Origin of the sequence: Nonomuraea jabiensis, assembly GCF_014204795.1 — a bacterium.
In the GTDB taxonomy this organism is placed as follows: Bacteria; Actinomycetota; Actinomycetes; order Streptosporangiales; family Streptosporangiaceae; genus Nonomuraea; species Nonomuraea jabiensis.
Genome location: NZ_JACHMB010000001.1, coordinates 12,487,890 through 12,506,572, shown reverse-complemented (window position 1 = coordinate 12,506,572; position 18,683 = coordinate 12,487,890). Strand labels below are relative to the sequence as shown.

Here is an 18,683-nt window from a genome sequence, read left to right as displayed (position 1 = left end):
GATTTCTCATGAAGAGTCGCTATGCAGCGGGATTTATCGCCATAGTGGCCCTTCTGTCCGCGTGCGGCGTCTTCCGGGGGGACGACGAGGGCAGCAAGGGCGGCGCCCAGGCTCCAGGTGTCACCACCGCACCCTGTCCCACCGCGGTCGACACCAAGAAGGGCTGCATCTACCTCGGCACGATCTCCGACCTGACCTCCGGGCCCTTCGCCGCGCTGGCCGTGCCGATCACCGACGCCCAGAAGGCGTTCTGGGCCCGCGTCAACAAGGCGGGCGGCATCGGCGGCAAGTACGAGGTCGACGTCACCACGTACGTACGGGACAACAAGTACAACCCGGAGGTGCACCGCCAGGTCTACAACGAGATCAAGGACCACGTGCTCGCGCTGGCCCAGACGCTCGGCTCGCCCACGACCGCCGCCATCATCGGCGACCTCAAGGCCGGCAGCATCGTCGCCGCCCCCGCCTCGTGGACCTCGGCCTGGGAGTTCGAGGACGTCATGATCGAGAGCGGCTCGAACTACTGCGTCGAGGCCATGAACTCGGTGGACTACGCGATGGACGCGTACAAGCCGAAGTCGGTCATGGCCGTCCACCTGGCGGGCGACTACGGCGCGGACGCCGCCGCCGGCGCCAAGATCGCCGCCGAGCGCAACGGCCTGAAGTTCACCAGCGTCGAGACCCCCTCGGGCGCCACCGAGCAGGGCCGGGCCATCACCGAGATCACCAAGAACAGGCCCGACCTGGTCATCCTCACCACCGGCCCGGCCGACGCCGCCACCATCATCGGCCAGGCGGCCGCGGCCGGCTACAAGGGCCGCTTCATCGGCACCGGCCCCACCTGGAACCCGGCCCTGCTCAAGTCCCCCGCCGCCCCCGCCCTCAAGGCCCTGTACGAGCAGTCGGCGCCGGGCAAGCCGTGGGGCGCCGACACCCCGGGCCACCGAGCGATGCGCGACGCGCTGCCCGGCGTGACGCCCAACGACGGGTACACCTCGGGATGGGCCTGGGCGTACCCGATGAAGGCGGCCCTGGACGCGATGGTGGCCGCCGGGGACGTGAGCCGCAAGGGGCTGCTGGCGGCCGTCAAGACGCTGAGGACGGTGGACTACGAGGGCATGCTGCCGCCGGAGGCGGGCAACTACGCGGACGCGGCGAACACCGCGGTGTTCAGGCAGACGCTGATCAACAAGGTCGACGAGCAGGCGCCGACGGGCGTGACGATCGTCAAGGACTTCTTCACGGGGCCGACGGCGCAGGGGTACACGTTCGACGGACCTTGCTACGACAAGCTCTAGCGAACGCGAAGGGCGGACTCGTGTGTTCCACGAGTCCGCCCTTTCACGGTCGGTCAGGCGCTAGTTGGCGCTGACCTTGCGCTGGATGTCGATGAGGATGTTCATCATCTCGTTCTGGTTACCCTGCAGATTGTTGATCTTGCCGTCCATGGTCTCGAACCTGGCGTCCATGGTCTCGAACCTGGCGTCGATCTCCTCGAACTTCGTGTCGATCTTGGCGTCGAGTGCCGTGACCCGCTCGTCGAGGACGGTGACCTTGGCGTCCAGAGAGGTGACCTTGGCGTCGAGGGTCTTGACGTGGTTGGCCACGCCGTTGATCCGCTCGGTGAGCTGCTGCCCGAGCTCCGCCTGGTCCGCCCGGAGCCGGATGAACTCGTTGTCCAACTCGGTGCCGAGGTTGCAGCAGAGTTCCTTGAAGCTCATGTTGATCTCCCTTACCTTGGGGGTAAGGGACCGGGGATGTTAGGGATCTCCGGTCCCGCTGTCTTTGCCAAGAGGATACCCCTTCAATCGGGGATCACAAGCGGAATCGAATGAAGATTCCCCTGGTCAGCGGGCAGGTAGCACCTTAAGTCCGGAATTATCCTCTCGAATTTGAAAGAATTGTTTTCGGGTTGCGCGCGGGTGTGAATGGGGAATCGAGTCAGAGCTTGCCCAGCCCGCGGGCCAGGATGGTGGCCGTGCGGGCGATGGCCGTGTCGTCGCCGGATTCGCCCGCGGCGCGGTTGGTGTAGATGGCCATGATGATGGGAGACACGCCCTTCTTGGGCCAGATGACCGCGATATCGTTCCCCCCGCCGAAAGCCCCGTTCGTGCCGGTCTTGTCCCCGATCGTCCAGGTCTTCGGCAGGCCGGCGCGGATTCGGGCGTCGCCCGTCTTGGTCGCGATCATCCAGGCGTTGAGCTGCTCCCGGTCCTTGGCGGTGAGCGCGTTCCCGGTCGTGACCGCGCGCAGGTCGCGGGCGATGGACGCGGGCGTCGTGGTGTCGCGCTTCTCCTTGGGCGTCCAGTCGTTCAGCTCGGTCTCCCAGCGGTCCAGGCGGGAGATCGGGTCCTTGAGCGTGCGGAAGTACCGCGTCAGCCCGGCCGGCCCGCCGATCTGCTTGAGCACCATGTTGCCCGCGGTGTTGTCGCTCAGGGTGATGGTCGCCTCGCACAGCTGGTTGACGGTCAGCCCGTCCTCCACATGCTTCTCGGTGGTGGGGGAGTTCGGCTTGAGGTCGTCGGCGGTCCAGCGCACGACCTTCTCCATCAGCCCGGGGTCGGAGGTGCGCGCCTTGTGCAGCACGGCCGCGCAGGCCATCGCCTTGAACGTGGACAGCAGCGGGAACCGCTCGTTCGACCGGTAGCCGATCGTTCTGCCGGTGGCGGTGTCGATGGCGTACGCGCCGATGCGCCCCTTGAACGACGCCTCCAGCGCCCGCAGCTCCTTGCGTGCCTGGGCCTCGCCCGAGAGCGCCTGCACGGAGCTCGTGGCCGAGGCCGCGCCCGCCGGGAGGGCGCCGCCCGCCAGGAAGGAGATGGTCAACGTGGCAACTGCCGTGAAGCGGCGGTTTCGCATGGTTTGTCCTTACGGTCGTCCGTCAATGGGCAAGGAGCAAAGCAGATGCGATCACCACATGTCTAATAGCGATATCACGAAGAATTCGATATCGAATCACGCATGAGCGCAGGTCAGAACCATGACCCCGGCGACGATCAGCCCGGCCGCGTGCACGCACAGCGCGGGTACGATCCCGGCCGCCCCGCCGAGCACCCCCGCCAGCGCCATGCCGCCCAGCGCGGTGGCCGCGTGGGCGCTGCCCAGGACGCCGAACACGCCTCCCCGCCGGTCGTCGCCGACGGCCCTCTGGGCCAGCGTGGTGAGCCCCGCCGTCGCCGCCGCCGCGGGCACCCCCGCCAGCCCGATCAGCACCAGCGCCGGCCACAGCGCGGGCGTGGCCAGCGGGTAGGTGAACAGCGCCAGGTCCACCAGCCCGAAGACGACCGTCGCCCCGCCCAGCAACACGCGCGGGGCGGCGCGCCCCGGACGGAGCGCCACGACGATTCCGCCCAGGATCCCGCCGACCGCCTGCACCGACAGGAACAGCCCGAAGGCGTCGCCCGCGCCGCCGAGCACGTCGCTCACGAAGGGCGCGGCGAGCGTGGCGAAGATCCCCTCGCCCAGCCCCGTGATCATCATGTACGCCACCAGCAGGCGGACGTCCGCGTCCCCCACGGCCAGGCGGAGCCCGGCGACCCACTGCCCGCCCATCGTCGCCGTCCTCGCCGGGCGTCCGGGCGGCCGGAGGGTGGCCTGCAGGGCGGCGGAGGCCAGGAAACTGGCCACGTCGATCAGCATGACCGCGGCGAGCCCTCCGGCGCCGACGGCGAGCCCGCCCAGCATCGCGCCCAGCAGGCGGGCGACCTGGCCGGTCTGGCCCTGCAGGGCGTTGGCCCGTACGAGCTGTGACTCCGCCACGATCTGCGGCACGAGGGCCTTCTGCGCGGGAGCGAGCACGGTGCTCAGAACGCCGGTCCAGAGCGCTACGGCGTACACGATCCACACCTGGTCCGGCCCGCGTACGGCCAGCAGCGGCAGCAGGCCGAGCGCGAGCAGCATGTCCGTGGTGACCAGCACCCGGCGGCGATCCCACCGGTCGGCCAGCACCCCGGCCACGGACCCGAGCAGGACGTCGGGCAGCCGCGAGACCAGCAGCATGATCGCGGTGGACAGCGTGGAGCCGGTGAGGCGGTAGACGTGGAACGCCAGCCCGGTGCTGATCACCCAGTCGCCGGTCTGCGAGATCAGCCCGGCCAGGAGCAGGCGCCGGTAGTCCCGGTTACCGCCCAGCAACGCGCGGATCCCGTCGCCTAACGCGTCGACCCCATCAGCAGGCCGGGGGTCAGTCACCGGAGCCCGTGGGTGGCAACGGGACGACCAGTTGCGTCACCAGCACGGGCCGGGCGCCGGCGGGGCGGGCGGTGGGGTCGTCGACGCGGGCCATCAGCGGTCCGAGCAGCTTCGCCACCGCCGTGCCCAGCGCCGTCACCTCCTCCGCCGTGGCGTAGAGGTACAGGTTCCCCACGCCCCCCACCCCCCGCCACGCCTTGGGCTCGTCCTCGCGGTGCTGCTGCCACTCGGCCAGGCGGGACAGCGCGCGCTCGGCGATCACCTGCTCCAGCAGGCTCCGGGCGGCCGCCTGCTCCGGCCCGGCCGCCTCGTCGTCCCACTCCTGGACGGCCTCGGTCGCCTTCCACGGCCGCTCGCGCTCGTCGCGCGCCGCCGCCTGCTCCACGAAGCCGTACTTGGCCAGCTGTCGCAGATGGTACGAGGCCAGCGCCTGGCTGATGCCCACCTCCCGCGCGGCGTCGGCGGCGGTCGTCGCGCCCGCCCTCAGCAGCAGCTCGTGCAGCGCCAGCCGCACCGGGTGCGCGAAGGCCCGCATCGCGGCCGGCTCGCTGAGCCGCCGCCGCGAGGATTCCAAAGACATGCTTGGAATCTTGGGCGGCCGTCGCCGGAGATGTCAAGGAAACCTTTGGAATACGTTGGGTAGGGTCGAAGCATGCGACTCCTCAAGAGCCGATTCGTGCCCCTGGCCGCCTTCGCCGTCTGTGTCTTCGCCGCGGGATGCGGTGAGGTCAACAGCACCATCGACAAGGCTCAAGCGTGCCTCGAAGCCCCGAAGATCGTCGCCGACCTGGGTGCCCAGCTCAAGACGCTCGCCGACGATCCCAAGGCCATGGACAAGGCCCTCGACGACGCCGCGACCAAGCTCAACGACGTGGCCGACAAGGCCGCCAACACCACGATCAAGGAAGCCTCCGACGACCTGGCCAAGACGCTGAGCGGCATCAACGTCACCACCGTCAACGACGCCGTGGACGCCAGCCAGAAGGTCCTCACCGAGAGCGCGGCCTACGCCGAGAAGGTGGCCAAGGCCTGTACTGGCTGAATCCCAACTTCTCTAGGGGAAATGGGGACGAATTACCGTTTTTCCCATGGAACCCGACCCGCGTTTCACCTTGGCCAATGAACGAACCTTCCTCACCTGGCTGAGCACGGCGCTGGCGCTCAGCGCGGGTGGGGTGGCGATGGCGGCGGTGCCTGAGCACGTGTTCGTGCCGTGGATCCGTACCGCGCTGGCCGTGGTGCTGGTGACGCTGTCCGCGCTCGCGGCGGGGATGGCGTATCCGCGCTGGCGCAACATCCAGCGCGCCCTGCGCCAGCAGGCGCCGCTGCCGCCGCCCGCGCTCGCGGCGGTCTTCGGGTACGGCGTGGCGGCCGTGGCGGTGATCGCCCTCGTGCTGATCATCCTGGCGGCCTGAGCCCGGGGCCGGACGAGGTGACCCCGGAGAGGGAGATCTGGGACGCGGGCCTGCAGAGCGAGCGCACCCGGCTGGCCTGGGTGCGCACGGCCGTGGCGCTGGCCGCCGGAGGGCTCGGCGCGGCTGGGCTGTCGCTCAGGCACGGCCTGCCGGTCCTCGCGATGGTGGTGTTCGCGCTGGCCGCGCTCTGCGGCGCCGTGCTGCTGATCAGGACCGGGGCGCGGTTCCGCCGCGTGCAGGAGGCCCTGCACGGCGGCAAGCCGCTGAGCCCGGGGCTCGACGTCCTGTTCGCCTGGCTCGGCACCATGTGCGTGGTGGCCGGCGCCATCACCTTTGTTCTGGCGATTCGGTAAGCGCGGTTGCCAGATCCGGAGAAGGAGGCACACACTCGGAGGTGAGGGGGTGACCTCGTTGGAAGAAGTACACAGGATCGTGCCTTTCGAGTGCCGCCGTTGCTGGCACGTCTGGGAAGAGGAGTACCTCGTCAGGCGCATCGACGACCGTCACGGAAACGAGCGGGAGATCTGGCTGCGCGCCGGGCTCCCCGTGCTGCCGCCGTCACCGGGGGCCGTCATGTGCCCGAGGTGCGGCTGTCAGCAGGCCACGACCTTCCCCGACGGCTACCTGTCCCGACATCCGGAGCTGATCCCGCCCGCGGAGCCCCCCGTGCCGGACGCGACTCCGCTGCTCAGCCCGGTCCCGAGCCCGCATTATCTCGATGCCGCCGAACGCGTCGTCTCAGGCAGGGGACAACCCCGACCACGCCATGAACGACTAACCTGACACATGGTGAGCATTTCGTAGCTTTAAGTGGCACAAGGCCCGTCTTGCGGAAGCGCGAAGTCAAGCGGACACTCAGGGGCGACGGCGATCAAAAGCCCGGGGGGTGGTCCCTGTGACCGAAGGATTCGACACCCGCGAGACGTGGCCTTTCGAATGCCTCCGCTGCTTACACGTCTGGGAAGAGAACTTCGTCGTCAGGCATCTCACAGACGTGCACGGCAACGAGGTGGATCTCTGGCTCAGCGCGGGAGTGACCGTGCCGCCGCCCTGGTCGGGCACCTGCTGCCCGCACTGCGGCGCGTACCACGTGACCTCGTTCCCGAGGGGATATCTGGCGCGGCATCCCGAACTCGTGCCGGCCCCCGATCCGGAGCCCGAGCCGGTCCTCGCCGCGGCGACGCCGGAGCCGGGCAGGGTGTCCGCGCCGCGGACCCACCTGCCCGGCAGGCTGCTGATCGCTCTCGGCGTGCCGCTGGCGCTGTTCGTCGGGTACGAGCTGTACGCGAACGCCGTGGCCCTGGCACACCACCACTAGGGAGCTAGCTGAGGCTCTCCAGCCACGCCTGGTGCAGCCCGGCGTACCGGCCCGAGGCCGCGATGAGCCGGTCCGGCGGACCGTCCTCGACGATCTCGCCGCGGTCCATCACCAGCACCCGGTCGGCGATCTCCACCGTCGAGAGCCGGTGGGCGATGATCAGCGCCGTCCGGTCGGCCAGGATCGTGCGCAGCGCGCGCTGCACCAGCCGCTCGCTCGGCACGTCGAGGCTGGAGGTGGCCTCGTCGAGGATCAGCACGGCGGGATCGGCCAGGAACGCCCTGGCGAAGGCGACGAGCTGGCGCTGCCCGGCCGACATCCGGCCGCCGCGCTTGCCCACCTCGGTGTCGTAGCCGTCGGGGAGGCTCGAGACGAACTCGTGCGCCCCGATGGCCTTGGCCGCCTCGCGCACCTCCCGGTCGGTGGCGTCGGGCCGGCCGAACCTGATGTTGTCGGCGACCGTACCGCTGAACAGGAAGTTCTCCTGCGTCACCATGACCACGGCCTGGCGCAGTGCCGGCTCGTCCAGCGTGCGCAGGTCGACGCCGTCGAGCAGCACGCGGCCGTCGGTGGGGTCGTAGAAGCGGGAGATCAGCTTGGCCAGCGTCGTCTTGCCCGCGCCCGTCGCCCCGACCAGCGCCACGGTCTGCCCGGCCGGAACCGTCAGGTCGAGCCGGGGCAGGATCGGCATCTCCTCGACGTAGGCGAACCTGACGCCCTCGAAGCGCACCTTGCCGCGCGCCCTGCCGTCCGGCAGCCTGGCCGGCTCGCGCGGCTCGGGCACGGAGGGCTCCTCCTCCAGCACGCCCGACAGCTTCTCCAGTGCCGCGCCGGCCGACTGCAGGGTGTTGTAGAACTGGCTGACCTCCTGCATCGGCTCGTAGAACTGGCGCAGGTAGAGCAGGAAGGCGGCCAGCACGCCGACCTTGACCTCGCCCTCCACCGCCAGCCAGCCGCCGTACAGCAGCACGCCGCCGATCGTCAGGTTGCCGATCAGCTTGATCCCGGTCATGAACGTCGCGCCGAGCTGCATGCTGCGCGCGTTCGCGCCCCGGTAGTCGTCGTTGAGCTGCTCGAAGATCTCCTGGTTGCGCGGCTCCCTGCGGAAGGCCTGCACCGCGCGGATGCCGGTCATCGACTCCACGAAGTGCACGATCACCAGCGCCACCGTCTCCCGCGTACGGCGGTAGACGATCGCCGACTGCCGCCGGAACCACCGCGTGAACAGCAGCAGGAACGGCAGCGGGACGAGCGCCAGCAGGCCCAGGTGCAGGTCCAGCACCAGCAGCAGCACGGCCGTGCCCGCCATGGTCAGCACGGCCTTGACCAGCGCGTCGAACCCCGACTGGAGCAGCTCGGCGATGGCCTCGATGTCCGAGGTCAGCCGGGAGATGACCCGCCCCGAGGTGTACTGCTCGTGGAAGCTCAGCGACAGGCGCTGGAAGTGGTCGAACACCCGCCTGCGCAGTTCGAGGAGGGTGCCCTGGCCGATCCGGCCGGACAGGATCAGGAACGCGCGGCGCGTGAGCGCCTGCGTGATCGCCGCGGCCAGGATCACCCCGACCACGGTCAGCAGGACGGCGGCGCCGTCCCCGCGCGTGATCGGCGGGATGCCCTCGTCGATCCCGATGGAGACCAGGAAGGGGATGGAGAGCCCGGCCGCGTTGGAGACGACGATGATCGCGACGAGCAGCCCGATCTTCTTCCGGTACGGCTTCAGCAGGGCGCCGAGCAGCCGCCGGGAGCGATCCCGGAGCAGGACGGAGACCTTCTCCGGCAGCTCGTCCTGGTCCTCGGAGGCCACGCCCCGCCAGGACGTCGTGGTGGTCGTGGTCATCGCAGGGCTCCTTCCGCGGCGTCGTCGAAGTCGGCGTCCTGGGCCAGCAGCTCGCGGTATTCGGGCACGTCGGCCAGCAGCTCGTGGTGCTGCCCGACGTGCGTGATCGTGCCGCCCCGCAGCAGCGCCACCTTGTCGGCCAGCAGCACGGTCGAGGCGCGGTGGGCGACCACGATGCCGGTCGCGTCACGCAGCACGTGCCGCAGCGCCTCCTCCACGAGCGCCTCGGTCTCCACGTCGAGCGCGGACAGGGTGTCGTCGAGCACGAGGATGCGCGGCTTGCTCAGCACGGCCCGCGCCAGGGCCAGGCGCTGCCGCTGGCCGCCGGACAGGGACAGGCCCTGCTCGCCGATGCGGGTGTCCAGGCCCCACGGCAGGTCGTACACGAACATGGCCTGCGCGGTCCGGATGGCCTCGGCCAGCTCCTCCTCGGTGGCGTCGAGCCGGCCGAGCGTGAGGTTCTCCCGCACGCTCATCGAGAACAGCGTCGGCTCCTCGAACGCCGTGGCCACCACCGAGCGCAGGCTGGTCAGCTCCAGGTCGCGCACGTCGTACCCGTCGATGGTGACGCGGCCCTCGGTGGGGTCGATCAGCCGCGGCACCAGGGCGGTCAGCGTGGTCTTGCCGGAGCCGGTCGCGCCCACGACGGCCACCGTCTCGCCGGGGCGCACGTCCAGCCAGACGTCGTGCAGCACCGGCTCCTCGGAGTCGTGGAAGCGGAACCCGACGCCCTCGAAGCGCAGGTGGCCGCGGGGCGTGTCGATGGTCCGCGTGCCGCCCTCGATGGCGGGCACGGTGTCCATGACCTCCATGACGCGGTCGGCGGAGGTCATGGCCTCCTGGGCCATGGCGAGGATGTAGCCCAGGCTCGCGATCGGCCAGACGAGCTGGAGCATCAGCGTGGTGAACGCGACCAGCGCGCCCAGCGTCAGCGCGCCCGTGCCGACGGCCAGCGCGCCCAGCAGCAGCACCAGGGCCAGCGTGATGTTGGGGATGATCTCGAGGAAGGCGAAGAACTTGGCCAGCAGCCGGGCCTTGTCCATGGAGGTGCCGTAGACCTTGAGCGCGCCCTCGTCGTAGCGGTCGAAGACGTAGTGGCGGCGGCCGAAGGCCTTGATCGTGCGGATGCCGAGGGCGGACTCCTCGACGAGCGTGGCGAGGTCGCCCTGCTCGTCCTGCACCTGGCGGGAGGTCTTGATGTAGCGCTTCTCGAACCGCAGCGACAGCCACACGATCGGCACGGCCGAGGCCAGCACCAGCAGCCCGAGCGGCCAGTACTTGTTCAGCAGCAGCACGGTCACGGTGATCAGCTGCAGGATGTTCATGACCAGGAAGAGCATGCCGAAGCCGAGGAAGCGCCGGATGGTCGACAGGTCGGTCGTGGCCCGGGATAACAGCTGGCCGGACTGCCAGTCGCCGTGGAAGCCCATGGGCAGCCGCTGCAGGTGCTCGTAGAGGTCGTCGCGGATCGCGGTCTCCAGGCCGAGCACCGGTTTCACCTGGGCCCACCGCCGCAGCAGGATCAGCAGCGCCTCGACGACGCCGACGCCGATCGCGAGCAGCCCGAGGGGGAGCAGCGCGCCGGAGTCCCCGTGGGCCACGGGACCGTCGATGACCTTCTCGCTGATGAGCGGGAGCGCGATGCCGGCCGCGATGCCGACGATCGCCGCCAGCCAGATGAACACCAATCTGACGACGTAGGGGCGGAGGTAGGACTTCATCCGCCACAGGGAGTTGGAGGAGAGCAGGGGACGTTGAGGTATGTGCGTATCGGGAGGCATCCCTTCTAGGCTAATACGAGGGTTCAACCGATTTTCAGTAGCCCGAAGAGTGCGGTTCTTGTACGTGACGTGCGGAAACAGTGAAAGATCTTGCACATTCGGCGGACCGTTACTTTTGTTCTGATCTGTTGGGGTATGTTCTTCCCCCTGCTCGGCGGCCGTCTAGGATGAGGGACTCATGATCGCTGAATCGGAGATGCCGCACCTGCGCCGCTGCGTCGAGCTGGCCGCGCGGGCGCTGGAGGTGGGCGACGAGCCGTTCGGGTCGGTGCTGGTCTCCGGCGACGGGACCGTGCTGGCCGAGGACCACAACCGGGTGGCCGCCGGCGACAACACCCAGCACCCGGAGTTCGCGCTGGCCCGCTGGTCGGCGGCGCACCTGACGCCCGAGGAGCGGGCGGCCGCCACCGTCTACACCTCCGGCGAGCACTGCCCGATGTGCGCCGCCGCCCACGCGTGGGTCGGGCTGGGCCGCATCGTGTACGTGTCGTCGTCGGAGCAGCTCGCCGCGTGGCTGTCGGAGCTCGGCGTCCCGCAGCCGCCCGTACGCACGCTCCCGATCAACGAGGTCGCGCCCGGGGTGGTGGTCGAGGGTCCGGTGCCGGAGCTGGCCGAGGAGGTCCACGAGCTGCACCGCCGTTTCCACGGCTGAGCAAATATGCCGTTTTACCTGGGATTTGTACTCTCCGTGACAGAGTACGGCCATGGTGTTCGGCCGCTCGATCAGGGCCCGGATGACCATCGCGACGGTGGTGGTCTTCGGGGCCGTCGTCCTTCTGGGAGTTCTGGCGATCTCCCTGACCTATCCCGTGCGGGCGCGGGCGGACCTCGTCCAGACGGCTGACGACGCCAGCCGGCACCTGTCCACGAGCATCACCGAGCACCGGTTCAGCGGCCCCATCCCGCCGCTGAAGGGCGTCTATCTCCTCCAGATCGTGAACACCGACGGCCACGTGCTGGCCGCCAGCGCCGGACTCGCCGGCCAGCCGGCGCTCACCCGGGCCTGGCCCGAGGGGGGCGACTCGCGGGTCCAGACCCGGGTGTGTCCCGGCAGGTGCATGGTCGTCGTGGGGACGAGCAACCCCGCCAGCGCGTACGGGTCCGTCGTCGCCTACGCGGCCCTGCGGGAGCCGTTCCTGCTGAGCTCGCCGTTCCTGCCCCTGGTGCTGGCCGCCTTCGGGGCGGTGCTGGTGGCGCTGATGGGATGGGGCGCCTGGTACGGGGTCGGCCGGGTGCTGGCCCCCGTGGAGCGGATCAGGTCGGGGCTGGCCCGCATCAGCGCCCACGACCTGAGCCGGCGCGTCGACGTGCCCGACACGCAGGACGAGGTCGCCGAGCTGGCCGCCACGGTCAACGCGACCCTGGAGCGGCTGGAGGACGCCGTGGCCCGGCACCGGCGCTTCGTCTCCGACGCCTCCCACGAGCTGCGGACGCCGATCACCGGGCTCCTGGTACGGCTGGAGGCGGGGCTCGCGGACCCGAACGAGAGCGAGTGGCGGGCGGCGATCAAGGACGCCGAGCGGCTGTCGGACATCGTCCACGACCTGCTCCTGATGGCCCGGCTGGACGCGGGGGTGCAGCCCGAGCAGGAGCGGATCGAGCTGGGCAAGCTGGTCGAGGAGGAGGTCTCGCGCCAGTCCTGCCGGCTGCCGCTGACGATGGACGTGGAGCCGGGGCTCTACGTCCGCGGCAACCGGCTCCGGCTGGCCCGGCTGCTGACGAACCTGCTGTCCAACGCCGACCGCTACGGGGACTCCCGGGTGTGGATCTCCGTGCGGGGGTGGGCGGACCAGGCCGTGGTGGAGGTGCTGGACGACGGGCCGGGGATCCCGCCGGAGATGCGCGACCGGGTGTTCGAGCGGTTCACCCGCCTCGACCACACGCGGTCCCGGGACACCGGGGGCACCGGTCTGGGGCTGCCGATCGCCCGCGACATCGCCAAGGCCCACGGCGGGACGCTGGAGATCGGGGACGGCCCCGGCGCCCGGATGATCCTGCGCCTGCCGCAGAGCCCGCCCGCACCCGACGCGACGCGACTCTAGGACCTGCCGAGCTTCTAGGACCTGCCGAGCTTCTAGGACCTGCCGAGCTCGACGGTCTCCGCCACCTCGGCGTGCCGCTCGGCCTCCTCCTGGGCGAACCGCTCCGCGTCGAGCTTTTCGGCGATGTCCTCGTCCTGGCGCATCAGGGCGTCCAGCGACTGGCCCGCCATCTCCAGCACGCCCATGTCCGCGTACGCCTGCCGCAGCCGCGGGCTCCACAGCCCGATGTCCTTGACGCACGGCACGATCCGGCTGAACAGCAGCGACCTGAACAGCCGCAGGTACTCGGAGTGGTCGGTGGCCTCCATGGCCTCGTCGACCTCGGCCTTCGACAGGCCCAGGTTCTCCCAGGTCTCCCGGCCGCGCAGCCGGTCGCGCATGAGGTAGCAGCCCTCGATGACGAAGTCCTCGCGCTCGCGCAGCTCGGTCTCCGACAGGTTCCGGTAGTAGTCGCGCAGCGCCATCCGGCCGAAGGCCACGTGCCTGGCCTCGTCCTGCATCACGTACGCGAGGATCTGCTTGGGCAGCGGCTTGGTCGTGATGTCGCGCATCACCCCGAACGCCGCCAGCGCCAGCCCCTCGATGAGCACCTGCATGCCGAGATAGGGCATGTCCCAGCGGGAGTCGCTCAGCGTGCTGTCGAGCAGGGCCTTGAGGTGCTCGTTGATCGGGTACGCCAGGCCGACCTTCTCCTGGAGGAAGCGCGCGTACGTCTCGGCGTGGCGCGCCTCGTCCATCGTCTGGGTGGCCGCGTAGAACTTCGAGTCGAGGTCGGGGACCGACTCCACGATCTTGGCCGAGCAGATCATCGCGCCCTGCTCGCCGTGCAGGAACTGGGAGAACTGCCACGCCGCGCCGTGCCGCCGCACCTCGTTACGGGTCCGCTCGCTCATCCGCTCCCAGAGCGGGGTGCCGTGGATCGCGATGGTCTGGTCGGGGATGCCCAGGACGTCGTACGGATCGACCTCGAGGTCCCAGTCGATGCGCTTGGTCGAGTCCCACTGCTTGTCCTTGCCCTTCTGGTACAGGGCCAGCATGCGGTCCCGGCCGTCGTCGTACTCCCAGGTGAATCGGCTCGCCCCGGCCATCTCGACGTTCCACGTGGAGAGCTCGGCGGGGATGGTGTAGAGATCGTGGGTCGACATGGAACCTCCCGGGGGGGTTACGTACACCGTACGTACGTCCGCCTTCCGAGAGTTCCACGTACACCGTACGTACGTCAATAGAATGAGGTATGCCTACGGAGCCCCTGTCGCGAGGCCGCATCGTCGCCACGGCCATCGACCTCATCGAGCGCGAGGGCGCCGACGCGGTCTCCATGCGGCGCATCGCGGCCGAGCTCGGCGTCGGTGTGATGTCCCTCTACAACCACGTGCCCAACAAGGACGCCCTGCTCAACGGGGTGGCCGAGGCGGTGCTGAGCGAGATCGAGTTCACCGACGACCCTGGCGCGCACTGGACCGAGCGGGTGCGCATGCAGGCTCGGGCGTTCCGCCAGATCGCTCACGACCACCCGCGCTCGACCATGGTGGTCGTCAGCCGCCAGCTCCACTCCACGGCCGGGCTGCTGCCGGTCGAGCGGGCGCTGGCCACGCTGCGCGGTGCCGGGTTCGACGGGGCGGACGCGGTCAGGATGCTGCGGATGTTCATCGCGTACATCGTGGGCTCGCTGCTGCGGGAGGTGGGGGTGACGCCCACGTTCGCGCCCGTGCACAACCGGCTGGTCAAGGCCGAGGGCGTCGATCCAGCGCTGTTCCCCGAGGTCCACTCACTGGCGCCGCTGCTGGACGAGTGCGATCACGAGGCGGAGTTCGAGTTCGGGCTGGAGCTGCTCATCCAGGCCATCGAGGTGCACGTGGCGCGCAGGGAGGGCACCCGGTGAGCCCCGGGTGCCCTCGCCCGCCTTCGGCTAGTACCAGTTGTGCGATCTCCAATGTCCCCAGGCGCCGCACGGCCTGCCGTACCTCCCCTTGATGTAGGACAGTCCCCACCGGATCTGCGTCTCCGGGTTGGACTTCCAGTCGCGGCCGGCGCCGCGCATCTTGCCCGCGGGCAGGGCCTGCGGGATGCCGTACGCGCCGGACGAGCGGTTGAGTGCGTGATGGTTCCAGTTGCTCTCCCTGGTCCAGAGATTGTCCAGGCAGCGGAACTCCTGCAGGTTCCACGACCGCTGGACCACCTGGCCCAGCGCGATCCTCTTGTTCCTGTTGGGCGTCGCCACCGCCACCTTGGGCTGTGCCTTCGTCGTCCACGTCCCGAAGCGCACCACGGGCGGGCGCTCGGCCCAGGCCGCGGGCGCCCCGATCGCGGTGAACGCGGTGAAGGCGGTGACGGTGACGAGCGCGCGTTTGCTGTCCAATTCGATCCTTGCTGTCGGGTCGCGTGCGGACAGGCGCACTTTGCATCGGGCGCCCCTGCCGATCCGCGTCCGTGGCTCGGACGCGGAGGGTCCGCGCGGCCCTCCGGGAATCCGGCACCGCCCGATCCCGCTGGGCGGCCCGAAGGGCGCCGCGACGTGTCCTCTAGCACGATTCCTATTACGTTCGGTCACCGCGGGTCGTACATCTCGACACGCGCTGGAGAGGTGTTTGCGCGAGCGTTGCGGATAAAAGTCCCTCTCGCAGGGCCGGCCTTGCCCGCCCCGCCGTCCGGCTGAACGGACCTTGCCGCAAACCGCGACCAACTATGGGGTTTGGCCGGGCGTGACCTGCGGGTAACGGCCTTCCCTGGCAGGAGCCGCTCGCTACACCCGCGACTCGCGCGGCAGGGACCTGATAGGCCCCATTTCCCATTCAGCGTTCATCGTCAGTTCGGTCGCACGCAGCCGGGAGTTCTCATCGAGTTGGCTAGCGTTGGACGGCGTCGCCCGCCGCAGGTCGAGTAAATCAACGAAGGTGATGTCGCGTGGCCCTGAGAACCGATCCCGAGACCGATGGAGTGACCGGCGGCATTCTTCCCAGACCGGTGGAAGAATGGCCCGGACTCGGTGGCATGGTCAGAGACGGTTTCGAGGTGGACCGCGCGGCGTTGCGGGAGACCGGCATAAGGATCGTGGTCGACCTCAACGACGTCGACATCCCCTATTGGTGGCGTGAACCGGGTTTCAACGCCGGCGACTGGGGCCGGGCCAATGACGTTTCTGTGCTTTTCCGTAGATTCTCGGATGACCTGTTCTGTGTCGCCAGCGACGCGGTGGTCGAGTGTCTGGCGGCCGCCTGCGGCGTCGCCACCGCCGGTCAGAACTACGACATCGCCGAGAACCACGGCTGGCTGACGCGGCAGTCGTTCTGGAACCGAGGCCACAGCCCCACCACCGGAGTGAGCCCCCACGCCCCGACGCCGAGAAGCAGCTGGAGCGACGTGGAGAAGGGCTACGCGCTCAGCCGTTACTACCCGTCTGGAGGCTTCGCGGCCGACTGGGAGGGCATCGAGGGCAGCCACGACTACGACGGCCTCAGCAAGGAGGAGATCAGGGCGCTGCTGATGACCGGCGACGAGAACGGGATGCGCAATTTTTCCACGGTGACGAAGGCGATCGCCGACGACCTGGACGGATTGAAGGGCAAGCTGCGGTCGTACGCGGATTCCGTCAGTTACAAGTGGGGCGGCGCCGCGGCGGAGAAGGCGCAGGGGGCGCTGAAGCAGATTTACGAGGCCCTCGGCCCGCTGGTCGACGCGCACAATTCGCTCAGCACGCTCGCCCGCACGTGCGCCGATGACATCATCGCACCCGCCAAGGCCCGCTTCGATCACGCGGTTACCGACGAGAATTGGTTCACCGACCTGTTCCAGGACGACGACGACAATTCCGCCCGCAATTTCCTGAGAGAAGTCGACACGCAATTGTCGCAAGGAGTGCTCGCGCGTTTCCCGCAGTACGTCCGGATCGACCTCCCAGGGCTCATCCGCCCGGAGGACAGGCTCACCTATCACTCGTGAGCGACCGGGGGGATCGGCGGCTTGCCGCCGCCGATCCCGTCGGGTCGTTACCGCCGGTCCGGTGACGTGGTCACGTACCGGGCCGTGTTCGCCTCGGCGTCCGCGTGCGACCGCCGGAAGCCGGCTTTCTCCAGGACCCTGATCGAAGCCGGGTTCGACAGCTCCACGCCGGCGCACACCGTGTGCACGCCCGGCGCCCTGAGGGCGAACTCCGTCAGCGCACGCGTCGCCTCGGGAGCGTAGCCGCGGCCCCGGCGGGAGGCCACGATCCCGTACCCGAGCTCCAGGGTGCCGTCGGCGGGCGGCCAGAACAGGCCGATCGAGCCGACCACGAGACCGCTGTCGCGCTCGATGATCTGGCGGTGGCCGTACTCGCCCAGCCACGCCGGATGCTCGGCGAACAGGCCGGCGATGACGTGGTCGCCCTCGGCGGGGAAGTCCGCGGCCCAGTGCGCGGGCCGGGTGCCGTGCAGGACGGCGTCGACCTCGCCGGCGGTCCAGGGACGCAGGACGAGGCGGTCGGTGGTCAGGTCGGCGCCGGACATCGAGAAGAAAGAAGACACTTGTGACTCCAGGTCGTTTGATACGACCGGTCCGCGCTCTAGGCTCGCGCGGACCGGGAAAGGGCACGCTGACGACGGCTGCTGGCAGCCATATTCATCAACCCCCTTCGTCCCGGAGCGATCAGGCGCCTCTCGCGCCGCCGCGATCTTAGCAGGCCCGCGCCGGGGAGGGCCCGAGGCCGAATCGCGTTCCGGAGGCGTAGGGTTCGGAACATGACCCTCACTGACATCCGGCTCCGCACCCTCGACGACACCCCCACCACCTTCGGAGAGCTGGCGGCGGGCAAGGCCGTCCTCGTCGTCAACGTGGCCTCGCGTTGCGGCCTCACCCCGCAGTACGGCGCCCTGGTCAAGCTCCAGGAGCAGTACGGCCCGCGCGGCTTCACGGTGGTCGGCATGCCCTGCAACCAGTTCGCCGGCCAGGAGCCGGGCACGGCCGAGGAGATCCAGGCGTTCTGCTCGGCGACGTACGGGGTGGACTTCCCGCTCCTGGAGAAGGCCGACGTCAACGGCCCCGGCCGGCACCCGCTCTACGAGGAGCTGACGCGGACCGCCGACGAGCAGGGCGAGGCGGGCGACGTGCAGTGGAACTTCGAGAAGTTCCTGGTGGACCGGGAGGGCAGTGTCGTGGCCCGCTTCCGCCCCCGCACCACCCCGGACGACCCCGCGGTCACGTCCGCCATCGAGAAGCTGCTCTGAGGGCAGTCCAGAGAGAAAACCCTTCGACGCGCCGCGAGCGGTCGGCGAGGATGATCGGATGACGTCCGAGACGAGGGTCGCCGTGGTGACCGGCGTGAGCAGGCGGATCGGGATCGGCTACGCCATCGCGCGGGAGCTGCTGGCGACCGGCGCGAAGGTGCTGGTGCAGTCGTGGACCCCGCACGACGCCGAGCAGCCGTGGGGCAGCGATCCGGCGGGCATGGACGGCGTGCTGGAGTCGCTGGGCGGCGTCGGCGACCGGCTGCACCACGTGGAGGCCGATTTCGCGGACCCCGCGGCGCCGGCGTGGGTGATGGAGCAGGCGGTCGGCAGGTTCGGGCACGTGGACGTGCTCGTGGCCAACCACGCCCGCAGCAACCGGCAGTCGCTGGCGGAGCTGACGGCCGCCGAGCTGGACCTGTCGTGGGCGGTGAACGCCCGGGCCAGCGCGCTGCTGACGCAGGCGTTCGCGGCCCAGCACGACGACCGGCGCGCCGGCGGCAGGGTGATCCTGTTCACCTCGGGCCAGCATCTGGCCCCGATGCCGGACGAGCTGCCGTACGCGATCAGCAAGGGCGCGATCCAGCAGATGACGCTCAGCCTGGCCGACGCGCTCGCGGACCGGGGCATCACCGTCAACACCGTCAACCCGGGCCCGGTCGACACGGGCTGGGCCGGTCCCGAGCTCGCGCGGCGGGTCGGCCGCTCGCTCCCGGCCGGGCGCTGGGGGCGGCCGGAGGAGGTGGCCCGGGTGGTGCGCTGGCTGGCCTCGGACGAGGCCGCCTGGATCACCGGGCAGGTGATCAACGCCGAGGGCGGGTTCCGCCGCTGGGTTCCGTAATCGTGTGATTCCTCTCCGTGACGGGTAGGGGTCCAGGCATTGGCCTGAACGTCCCCG

21 protein-coding genes are annotated in these 18,683 nt (G+C 69.8%); 12 read left to right on the top strand and 9 right to left on the bottom strand.

Annotation, left to right across the window (positions count from 1 at the left end; genetic code table 11):
* Positions 1-8: 8 nt before the first annotated feature.
* Positions 9-1,298, top strand: a complete 1,290-nt coding sequence (locus HD596_RS56990) for an ABC transporter substrate-binding protein (protein WP_185077678.1) — start codon at positions 9-11, stop codon at positions 1,296-1,298.
* Positions 1,299-1,358: 60 nt separating this feature from the next.
* Here HD596_RS56990 and HD596_RS56985 read toward each other — a convergent pair whose 3' ends face one another.
* The 4 genes from HD596_RS56985 to HD596_RS64505 all read right to left on the bottom strand — a co-directional run bounded on the left by HD596_RS56985 (position 1,359) and on the right by HD596_RS64505 (position 4,771).
* Positions 1,359-1,721 (bottom strand): coiled-coil domain-containing protein, encoded by a 363-nt coding sequence (locus HD596_RS56985; RefSeq protein WP_185077677.1) that lies wholly within the window; start codon positions 1,719-1,721, stop codon positions 1,359-1,361.
* Between the two features lie 220 nt (positions 1,722-1,941).
* Positions 1,942-2,859: a class A beta-lactamase gene (bla, locus tag HD596_RS56980; RefSeq protein ID WP_185077676.1), complete on the bottom strand. Its 918-nt coding sequence runs from the start codon at positions 2,857-2,859 to the stop codon at positions 1,942-1,944.
* 96 nt (positions 2,860-2,955) lie between these two features.
* Positions 2,956-4,134, bottom strand: a complete 1,179-nt coding sequence (locus HD596_RS56975; RefSeq protein ID WP_185077675.1) for an MFS transporter — start codon at positions 4,132-4,134, stop codon at positions 2,956-2,958.
* Positions 4,135-4,183: 49 nt separating this feature from the next.
* Positions 4,184-4,771, bottom strand: a complete 588-nt coding sequence (locus HD596_RS64505) for a helix-turn-helix domain-containing protein (protein ID WP_185077674.1) — start codon at positions 4,769-4,771, stop codon at positions 4,184-4,186.
* Between the two features lie 72 nt (positions 4,772-4,843).
* Here HD596_RS64505 and HD596_RS56965 point away from each other — a divergent pair, with 72 nt between their 5' ends.
* From HD596_RS56965 to HD596_RS56945, 5 genes are all read left to right on the top strand, one after another.
* The gene (locus HD596_RS56965; RefSeq protein ID WP_185077673.1) at positions 4,844-5,233 is read left to right on the top strand and encodes a DUF8711 family protein; all 390 of its coding nucleotides are present in this window, start codon (positions 4,844-4,846) and stop codon (positions 5,231-5,233) included.
* A gap of 46 nt (positions 5,234-5,279) precedes the next feature.
* A complete protein-coding gene (locus tag HD596_RS56960; protein ID WP_185077672.1) occupies positions 5,280-5,606 on the top strand; it encodes a YidH family protein in 327 nt (108 codons plus the stop codon).
* Positions 5,607-5,623: 17 nt separating this feature from the next.
* Positions 5,624-5,959, top strand: a complete 336-nt coding sequence (locus HD596_RS56955; RefSeq protein ID WP_185077671.1) for a DUF202 domain-containing protein — start codon at positions 5,624-5,626, stop codon at positions 5,957-5,959.
* Between the two features lie 79 nt (positions 5,960-6,038).
* Positions 6,039-6,389 carry a hypothetical protein gene (locus tag HD596_RS56950; RefSeq protein WP_185077670.1) on the top strand — a complete coding sequence of 117 codons (351 nt, stop codon included), beginning with the start codon at positions 6,039-6,041 and terminating at the stop codon, positions 6,387-6,389.
* Positions 6,390-6,501: 112 nt separating this feature from the next.
* A complete protein-coding gene (locus HD596_RS56945; RefSeq protein WP_185077669.1) occupies positions 6,502-6,924 on the top strand; it encodes a hypothetical protein in 423 nt (140 codons plus the stop codon).
* A 4-nt stretch (positions 6,925-6,928) separates the two neighbouring features.
* Here HD596_RS56945 and HD596_RS56940 read toward each other — a convergent pair whose 3' ends face one another.
* Together HD596_RS56940 and HD596_RS56935 are read right to left on the bottom strand one after the other, a co-directional pair.
* Positions 6,929-8,761 (bottom strand): ABC transporter ATP-binding protein, encoded by a 1,833-nt coding sequence (locus HD596_RS56940; protein WP_185077668.1) that lies wholly within the window; start codon positions 8,759-8,761, stop codon positions 6,929-6,931.
* Positions 8,758-10,542 (bottom strand): ABC transporter ATP-binding protein, encoded by a 1,785-nt coding sequence (locus HD596_RS56935; protein WP_246555501.1) that lies wholly within the window; start codon positions 10,540-10,542, stop codon positions 8,758-8,760. Before HD596_RS56935 ends, HD596_RS56940 begins: the two co-directional genes overlap by 4 nt.
* Before the next feature lie 178 nt (positions 10,543-10,720).
* Between HD596_RS56935 and HD596_RS56930 the strand changes: the two genes are divergently transcribed.
* Complete coding sequence (locus tag HD596_RS56930; RefSeq protein WP_185077667.1) at positions 10,721-11,194, top strand: nucleoside deaminase; 474 nt, start codon at positions 10,721-10,723, stop codon at positions 11,192-11,194.
* A gap of 52 nt (positions 11,195-11,246) precedes the next feature.
* A complete protein-coding gene (locus tag HD596_RS56925; protein ID WP_185077666.1) occupies positions 11,247-12,584 on the top strand; it encodes a sensor histidine kinase in 1,338 nt (445 codons plus the stop codon).
* A gap of 32 nt (positions 12,585-12,616) precedes the next feature.
* Here the strand turns inward: HD596_RS56925 and HD596_RS56920 are convergent, their stop codons facing one another.
* Entirely contained in the window at positions 12,617-13,729 is a 1,113-nt protein-coding gene (locus HD596_RS56920; protein WP_185077665.1) for a ferritin-like domain-containing protein, read from the bottom strand.
* Between the two features lie 89 nt (positions 13,730-13,818).
* On the opposite strand from HD596_RS56920, the gene HD596_RS56915 reads away from it, so the two are divergent.
* A complete protein-coding gene (locus HD596_RS56915; RefSeq protein ID WP_185077664.1) occupies positions 13,819-14,466 on the top strand; it encodes a TetR/AcrR family transcriptional regulator in 648 nt (215 codons plus the stop codon).
* Between the two features lie 27 nt (positions 14,467-14,493).
* Here the strand turns inward: HD596_RS56915 and HD596_RS61105 are convergent, their stop codons facing one another.
* On the bottom strand, positions 14,494-14,943 hold the full coding sequence (locus HD596_RS61105; protein ID WP_221520082.1) for an aggregation-promoting factor C-terminal-like domain-containing protein: 450 nt from the start codon (positions 14,941-14,943) through the stop codon (positions 14,494-14,496).
* A gap of 545 nt (positions 14,944-15,488) precedes the next feature.
* On the opposite strand from HD596_RS61105, the gene HD596_RS56905 reads away from it, so the two are divergent.
* Positions 15,489-16,523, top strand: coding sequence for a WXG100 family type VII secretion target (locus HD596_RS56905; RefSeq protein ID WP_185077663.1), 1,035 nt, complete (start codon positions 15,489-15,491; stop codon positions 16,521-16,523).
* Positions 16,524-16,570: 47 nt separating this feature from the next.
* On the opposite strand, the gene HD596_RS56900 is transcribed toward HD596_RS56905, so the two are convergent.
* Positions 16,571-17,086, bottom strand: a complete 516-nt coding sequence (locus HD596_RS56900) for a GNAT family N-acetyltransferase (RefSeq protein WP_313047361.1) — start codon at positions 17,084-17,086, stop codon at positions 16,571-16,573.
* A 213-nt stretch (positions 17,087-17,299) separates the two neighbouring features.
* On the opposite strand from HD596_RS56900, the gene HD596_RS56895 reads away from it, so the two are divergent.
* On the top strand, positions 17,300-17,785 hold the full coding sequence (locus HD596_RS56895) for a glutathione peroxidase (RefSeq protein ID WP_185077662.1): 486 nt from the start codon (positions 17,300-17,302) through the stop codon (positions 17,783-17,785).
* A gap of 58 nt (positions 17,786-17,843) precedes the next feature.
* A complete protein-coding gene (locus HD596_RS56890) occupies positions 17,844-18,626 on the top strand; it encodes an SDR family oxidoreductase (protein ID WP_185077661.1) in 783 nt (260 codons plus the stop codon).
* Positions 18,627-18,683: the final 57 nt, after the last annotated feature.

Bases quoted from the DNA above. Each gene is read 5' to 3' on its own strand.
- HD596_RS56930 (WP_185077667.1), top strand. From the start codon at position 10,721: ATGATCGCTGAATCGGAGATGCCGCACCTGCGCCGCTGCGTCGAGCTG.
- HD596_RS56965 (WP_185077673.1), top strand. From the start codon at position 4,844: ATGCGACTCCTCAAGAGCCGATTCGTGCCCCTGGCCGCCTTCGCCGTC.
- HD596_RS56985 (WP_185077677.1), bottom strand. From the start codon at position 1,721: ATGAGCTTCAAGGAACTCTGCTGCAACCTCGGCACCGAGTTGGACAAC.
- HD596_RS56920 (WP_185077665.1), bottom strand. From the start codon at position 13,729: ATGTCGACCCACGATCTCTACACCATCCCCGCCGAGCTCTCCACGTGG.
- HD596_RS56890 (WP_185077661.1), top strand. From the start codon at position 17,844: ATGACGTCCGAGACGAGGGTCGCCGTGGTGACCGGCGTGAGCAGGCGG.
- HD596_RS56940 (WP_185077668.1), bottom strand. From the start codon at position 8,761: ATGACCACGACCACCACGACGTCCTGGCGGGGCGTGGCCTCCGAGGAC.
- HD596_RS56915 (WP_185077664.1), top strand. From the start codon at position 13,819: ATGCCTACGGAGCCCCTGTCGCGAGGCCGCATCGTCGCCACGGCCATC.
- HD596_RS56990 (WP_185077678.1), top strand. From the start codon at position 9: ATGAAGAGTCGCTATGCAGCGGGATTTATCGCCATAGTGGCCCTTCTG.
- HD596_RS56960 (WP_185077672.1), top strand. From the start codon at position 5,280: ATGGAACCCGACCCGCGTTTCACCTTGGCCAATGAACGAACCTTCCTC.
- bla (WP_185077676.1), bottom strand. From the start codon at position 2,859: ATGCGAAACCGCCGCTTCACGGCAGTTGCCACGTTGACCATCTCCTTC.
- HD596_RS64505 (WP_185077674.1), bottom strand. From the start codon at position 4,771: ATGTCTTTGGAATCCTCGCGGCGGCGGCTCAGCGAGCCGGCCGCGATG.
- HD596_RS56935 (WP_246555501.1), bottom strand. From the start codon at position 10,542: ATGCCTCCCGATACGCACATACCTCAACGTCCCCTGCTCTCCTCCAAC.
- HD596_RS56925 (WP_185077666.1), top strand. From the start codon at position 11,247: ATGGTGTTCGGCCGCTCGATCAGGGCCCGGATGACCATCGCGACGGTG.
- HD596_RS56895 (WP_185077662.1), top strand. From the start codon at position 17,300: ATGACCCTCACTGACATCCGGCTCCGCACCCTCGACGACACCCCCACC.